Origin of the sequence: Trebonia sp. (assembly GCF_049794275.1) — a bacterium.
GTDB lineage: Bacteria > Actinomycetota > Actinomycetes > Streptosporangiales > Streptosporangiaceae > Trebonia.
This window is the reverse complement of sequence record NZ_JBARCR010000683.1, coordinates 1-4,602: the sequence shown is the minus strand read 5'-3', so window position 1 is coordinate 4,602 and position 4,602 is coordinate 1. Positions and strand designations below refer to the sequence as shown.

The 4,602-nt window shown below is 68.3% G+C and carries 8 protein-coding genes and 1 pseudogene; all 9 read left to right on the top strand.

Going from position 1 to position 4,602, the window contains the following annotated elements:
• Nucleotides 1-390: pseudogene (locus WA805_RS18295) on the top strand (elongation factor Tu); the annotation flags it as partial.
• 104 nt (nt 391-494) lie between these two features.
• The gene (rpsJ, locus tag WA805_RS18290; protein WP_422275728.1) at nt 495-803 is read left to right on the top strand and encodes a 30S ribosomal protein S10; all 309 of its coding nucleotides are present in this window, start codon (nt 495-497) and stop codon (nt 801-803) included.
• 13 nt (nt 804-816) lie between these two features.
• Nucleotides 817-1,458 (top strand): 50S ribosomal protein L3, encoded by a 642-nt coding sequence (gene rplC, locus WA805_RS18285; protein ID WP_422275726.1) that lies wholly within the window; start codon nt 817-819, stop codon nt 1,456-1,458.
• Nucleotides 1,458-2,093 carry a 50S ribosomal protein L4 gene (rplD, locus tag WA805_RS18280; RefSeq protein WP_422275724.1) on the top strand — a complete coding sequence of 212 codons (636 nt, stop codon included), beginning with the start codon at nt 1,458-1,460 and terminating at the stop codon, nt 2,091-2,093. Before rplC ends, rplD begins: the two co-directional genes overlap by 1 nt.
• Nucleotides 2,090-2,392 carry a 50S ribosomal protein L23 gene (gene rplW, locus WA805_RS18275; protein WP_326885187.1) on the top strand — a complete coding sequence of 101 codons (303 nt, stop codon included), beginning with the start codon at nt 2,090-2,092 and terminating at the stop codon, nt 2,390-2,392. Before rplD ends, rplW begins: the two co-directional genes overlap by 4 nt.
• 10 nt (nt 2,393-2,402) lie before the next feature.
• Nucleotides 2,403-3,242: a 50S ribosomal protein L2 gene (gene rplB / locus WA805_RS18270; RefSeq protein ID WP_422287022.1), complete on the top strand. Its 840-nt coding sequence runs from the start codon at nt 2,403-2,405 to the stop codon at nt 3,240-3,242.
• 12 nt (nt 3,243-3,254) lie between these two features.
• Complete coding sequence (gene rpsS / locus WA805_RS18265) at nt 3,255-3,533, top strand: 30S ribosomal protein S19 (protein WP_422275719.1); 279 nt, start codon at nt 3,255-3,257, stop codon at nt 3,531-3,533.
• A gap of 19 nt (nt 3,534-3,552) precedes the next feature.
• Nucleotides 3,553-3,903, top strand: a complete 351-nt coding sequence (gene rplV / locus WA805_RS18260) for a 50S ribosomal protein L22 (RefSeq protein ID WP_422275717.1) — start codon at nt 3,553-3,555, stop codon at nt 3,901-3,903.
• On the top strand, nt 3,903-4,602 hold a 700-nt coding region (gene rpsC / locus WA805_RS18255; RefSeq protein ID WP_425242930.1), incomplete at its 3' end, for a 30S ribosomal protein S3. The genes rplV and rpsC, both read left to right, overlap by 1 nt.

Sequence of the window (4,602 nt, the reverse complement as noted above, 5' to 3'; positions counted from 1 at the left end):
CTCGATGACGGGCAGGCGGGCGACAACGTAGGCCTGCTGCTCCGCGGCATCAAGCGCGAGGAGGTGGAGCGCGGCCAGGTCGTCATCAAGCCGGGCACCAACACCCCGCACACCGAGTTCGAGGGCCAGGTCTACATCCTGTCCAAGGACGAGGGCGGCCGGCACACGCCGTTCTTCAACAACTACCGGCCTCAGTTCTACTTCCGCACCACGGACGTAACCGGCGTGGTGAACCTGCCCGAGGGCACGGAGATGGTAATGCCGGGTGACCGCACCGACATGGTGGTGGTGCTCATCCAGCCGATCGCCATGGAAGAGGGACTGCGGTTCGCGATCCGGGAAGGCGGCCGTACCGTCGGCGCCGGCCGGGTCACCAAGATTATGCAGTAGGCCGTGTTGCGGCGGCCGGGCCGCTCTGGTCCGGCCGCCGCAACATGTGTCACCCCAGTAGGACGTAAACAGCGGCTTAGAGGAAGTAAGGAACCGAGGCCATAATGGCGGGACAGAAGATCCGCATCCGGCTCAAGGCATATGACCACGAGATCATCGACAGTTCGGCGCGGAAGATCGTCGACACGGTGACCCGTACCGGCGCGCGCGTCGCCGGTCCCGTGCCGCTGCCTACCGAGAAGAACGTGTACTGCGTCATCCGCTCCCCGCACAAGTACAAGGACTCGCGCGAGCACTTCGAGATGCGGACACACAAGCGGCTTATCGACATCATCGACCCGACGCCGAAGACTGTCGACTCGCTGATGCGGCTCGACCTTCCGGCTGGCGTCTATATCGAGATCAAGCTCTGAGGACTCACTGATCATGGCAATGACAGGGATCCTGGGCACCAAGCTTGGCATGACCCAGGTCTTCGACGAAACCGGACAGGTGGTACCTGTCACGGTGGTGCAGGCTGGCCCGTGCGTGGTCACGGCCGTCCGCACGCCGGACAAGGACAAGTACTCCGCTGTCCAGATCGGGTTCGGGGAGATCAACCCCCGCAAGGTCACCAAGCCGGTGGCCGGCCTGTTCGAGAAGGCCGGGGTGACGCCACGCCGGTACATCGCGGAGATCCGCACAGAGAACGCGTCCGAGTACACGCTGGGCCAGGAGCTCACCGCCGGGCTGTTCGAGGCTGGCCAGCGAGTCGACGTGACCGGCAAGTCCAAGGGCAAGGGCACCGCCGGCGTCATGAAGCGGCATGGCTTCAAAGGCCTGTCGGCCTCACATGGCACCCAGCGCAAGCACCGCTCGCCAGGATCGATCGGCGCGTGCGCCACGCCTGGCCGGGTCTTCAAGGGCGTGCGGATGGCGGGCCGGATGGGCGCCGAGCGGACCACCGTGCAGAGCCTGACCGTACACGCCGTGGACAGTGACAAGAACCTGCTGCTGATCAAGGGCGCGGTGCCCGGTCCGCGCGGCGGGCTTGTCATGGTGCGCTCCGCGGTGCGAGAGGGGACCTGATGACTAGCGTCAACGTCGTCTCGCCTGCGAGCGACGAGACCACCACCGTCGAACTGCCCGACGCCATCTTCGCGGCGAAGATCAATGTGCCGCTGATGCACCAGGTCGTGGTCGCGCAGCGTGCGGCCGCCCGGCAGGGCACGGCCGCGACGAAGACTCGCGGCATGGTCAGCGGCGGCGGCAGGAAGCCGTACCGGCAGAAGGGCACCGGCCGGGCCCGGCAGGGCTCGACCCGGGCGCCGCAGTTCACCGGCGGTGGCGTCGCCCATGGCCCGCAGCCGCGGGACTACAGCCAGCGGACGCCGAAGAAGATGAAGGCGGCCGCACTGCGCGGCGCGCTGTCCGACCGGGCGGCCAGCGACCGGATCTTCGTGGTGACGAACTTCGTCGAGGGCGACATGCCGCGGACGAAGGACGCGCTCGCCGTGCTGGCCCAGGTCACCGACGGCGCCTCCAGGAACATCCTCGTTGTCGTTCAGAGCGACGACGAGCTCACCTGGAAGTCGCTGCGCAACGTCCCCGCCGTGCACCTGCTCGCCGAGGACCAGCTCAACACCTACGACGTGCTCGTCAGCGACTACGTGGTCTTTACCGAGGCCGCGCTGCGCACGTTCGTGGAAAGGGGCGAGAAGTGAGCAGGATCTACAACCCCCGCGACATCCTGCTGCGCCCGGTGGTGTCGGAGAAGAGCTACGGCCTTCTCGACGAGGGCAAGTACACGTTCATCGTCGCGCCGCACGCCAACAAGACGCAGATCCGGCAGGCGGTCGAGGAAGTGTTCCGGGTCCGGGTGACCGGCGTGAACACGCTGAACCGGCAGGGCAAGCGCAGGCGGACCCGGCAGGGCTGGGGCAAGCGCGCGGACACCAAGCGGGCGATCGTGACCCTGGTCGAGGGTGACCGGATCGACATCTTCGGCGGACCGGTTAGTTAAGGAGAAGCAGGTGGCAATCCGTAAGTACAAGCCGACCACCCCTGGCCGGCGCGGCGCCAGCGGCTCCGACTTCTCCGAGATCACCCGGAGCGAGCCGGAGAAGTCGCTGGTTCGCCCGCTGCACAGCAAGGGCGGCCGGAACGTGCATGGGCGGGTCACCGTCCGGCACCAGGGCGGCGGCCACAAGCGTGCCTACCGGCTGATCGACTTCCGCCGGCACGACAAGGACGGCGTCCCGGCCAAGGTCGCGCACATCGAGTACGACCCGAACCGGACCGCGCGCATCGCGCTGCTGCACTACGTGGACGGCGAGAAGCGCTACATCCTGGCGCCGCAGGGCCTGCACCAGGGCGACCGGGTCGAGAACGGGCCTGGCGCCGACATCAAGCCGGGCAACGCGCTGCCGCTGCGGTCGATCCCGACCGGCACGGTCGTGCACGCCATCGAACTCCGTCCGGGCGGCGGCGCGAAGATCGCGCGGTCGGCCGGGGCCGGCGTCCAGCTCCTCGCCAAGGAGGCCGGCTACGCGCAGCTGCGCATGCCGTCCGGCGAGATCCGGCGGGTCAGCGTGGAGTGCCGCGCGACCGTCGGTGAGGTCGGCAACGCCGAGCAGGGGAATATCAAGCTCGGCAAGGCCGGCCGTAACCGCTGGAAGGGCAAGCGGCCGTCGGTGCGTGGCGTGGCCATGAACCCGGTCGACCACCCGCTCGGCGGCGGCGAGGGCAAGAGCTCTGGCGGCCGCCACCCAGTGAGCCCGTGGGGCAAGCCCGAGGGCCGCACCCGGCGGGCGCACAAGCCCAGTGACCGGCTGATCACCCGCCGCCGTGGCCGCGGCAAGAACAAGCGGTAGGAGCAAGCGTTCATGCCTCGTAGCCTTAAGAAGGGGCCCTTCGTCGACGACCACCTGATGAAGAAGGTGGACACGCAGAACGACAAGGGCACCAAGACCGTAATCAAGACGTGGTCCCGGCGCTCCATGATCGTCCCGGCGATGCTCGGGCACACGATCGCGGTGCACGACGGCCGCAAGCACATCCCCGTGTTCATCACGGAATCGATGGTGGGGCACAAGCTCGGCGAGTTTGCGCCCACGCGGACATTCCGCAGCCATGTCAAGGACGACCGGCGTAGCCGGCGATAAGCCTGAGAGGGAACGCACGATGGAAGCCAGGGCTAAGGCGCGGTACGTACGCGTCACGCCACGGAAGGCCCGCCGCGTGGTGGACCTGATCCGCGGGCTGCCCGCCGAGGAAGCGCAGGCGGTTTTGCAGTTCTCCCCGCAGGGCGCCAGCGACCCGGTAGGCAAGGTACTCGCCAGCGCGATCGCCAACGCGGACCACGGCGGCGGCCGCGACCGGGGCATGCTCTGGGTGCGGCGGGCTTGGGTCGACGAGGGGCCGACGCTGAAGCGCTTCCGGCCGCGCGCGCAGGGCCGCGGTTACCGGATCAACAAGCGGACGAGCCACATCACGGTCATCGTCTCCGACGACAGCGAGGGAGGGAACCACTAGTGGGACAGAAGGTTAACCCGCACGGGTTCCGCCTGGGTATCACTACCGACTTCAAGAGCCGCTGGTACGCGGAGAAGAAGTACAAGGACTACGTCCAGGAAGACGTGGCCATCCGGCGCATGCTGCAGCGCGGCATGGAGCGGGCCGGCATCTCCAAGGTGGAGATCGAGCGGACCACCGACCGGGTCCGGGTGGACATCCACACCGCACGGCCTGGCATCGTCATCGGCCGCCGCGGTGCGGAGGCTGACCGGATCCGCGGCGACCTGGAGAAGCTCACCGGCAAGCAGATCCAGCTGAACATCCTCGAGGTGAAGAACCCCGAGGTGGACGCTCAGCTGGTGGCGCAGGGCGTGGCCGAGCAGTTGTCCAGCCGTGTCTCCTTCCGTCGTGCGATGCGCAAAGCGATGCAGAGCGCGATGAAGGGCGGCGCCAAGGGCATCCGGGTGCAGTGCTCCGGCCGCCTCGGCGGTGCCGAGATGTCGCGGTCGGAGTTCTACCGCGAGGGCCGGGTGCCGCTGCACACGCTGCGCGCCGACATCGACTACGGGTTCTACGAGGCGCGGACGACCTTCGGCCGGATCGGCGTCAAGGTCTGGATCTACAAGGGTGACGCCGCCCCGACGAGGGCGGGCCGTGAGGCTCAGCAGGCCGCACTCCGGGCGGCCGGCGCGCGCGCCGGAGCCGGTGGCCGTGAGC

Coding starts and splice junctions, on each gene's coding strand:
- rplD (WP_422275724.1), top strand. CDS start 1,458: ATGACTAGCGTCAACGTCGTCTCGCCTGCGAGCGACGAGACCACCACC.
- rpsS (WP_422275719.1), top strand. CDS start 3,255: ATGCCTCGTAGCCTTAAGAAGGGGCCCTTCGTCGACGACCACCTGATG.
- rpsJ (WP_422275728.1), top strand. CDS start 495: ATGGCGGGACAGAAGATCCGCATCCGGCTCAAGGCATATGACCACGAG.
- rplC (WP_422275726.1), top strand. CDS start 817: ATGGCAATGACAGGGATCCTGGGCACCAAGCTTGGCATGACCCAGGTC.
- rplV (WP_422275717.1), top strand. CDS start 3,553: ATGGAAGCCAGGGCTAAGGCGCGGTACGTACGCGTCACGCCACGGAAG.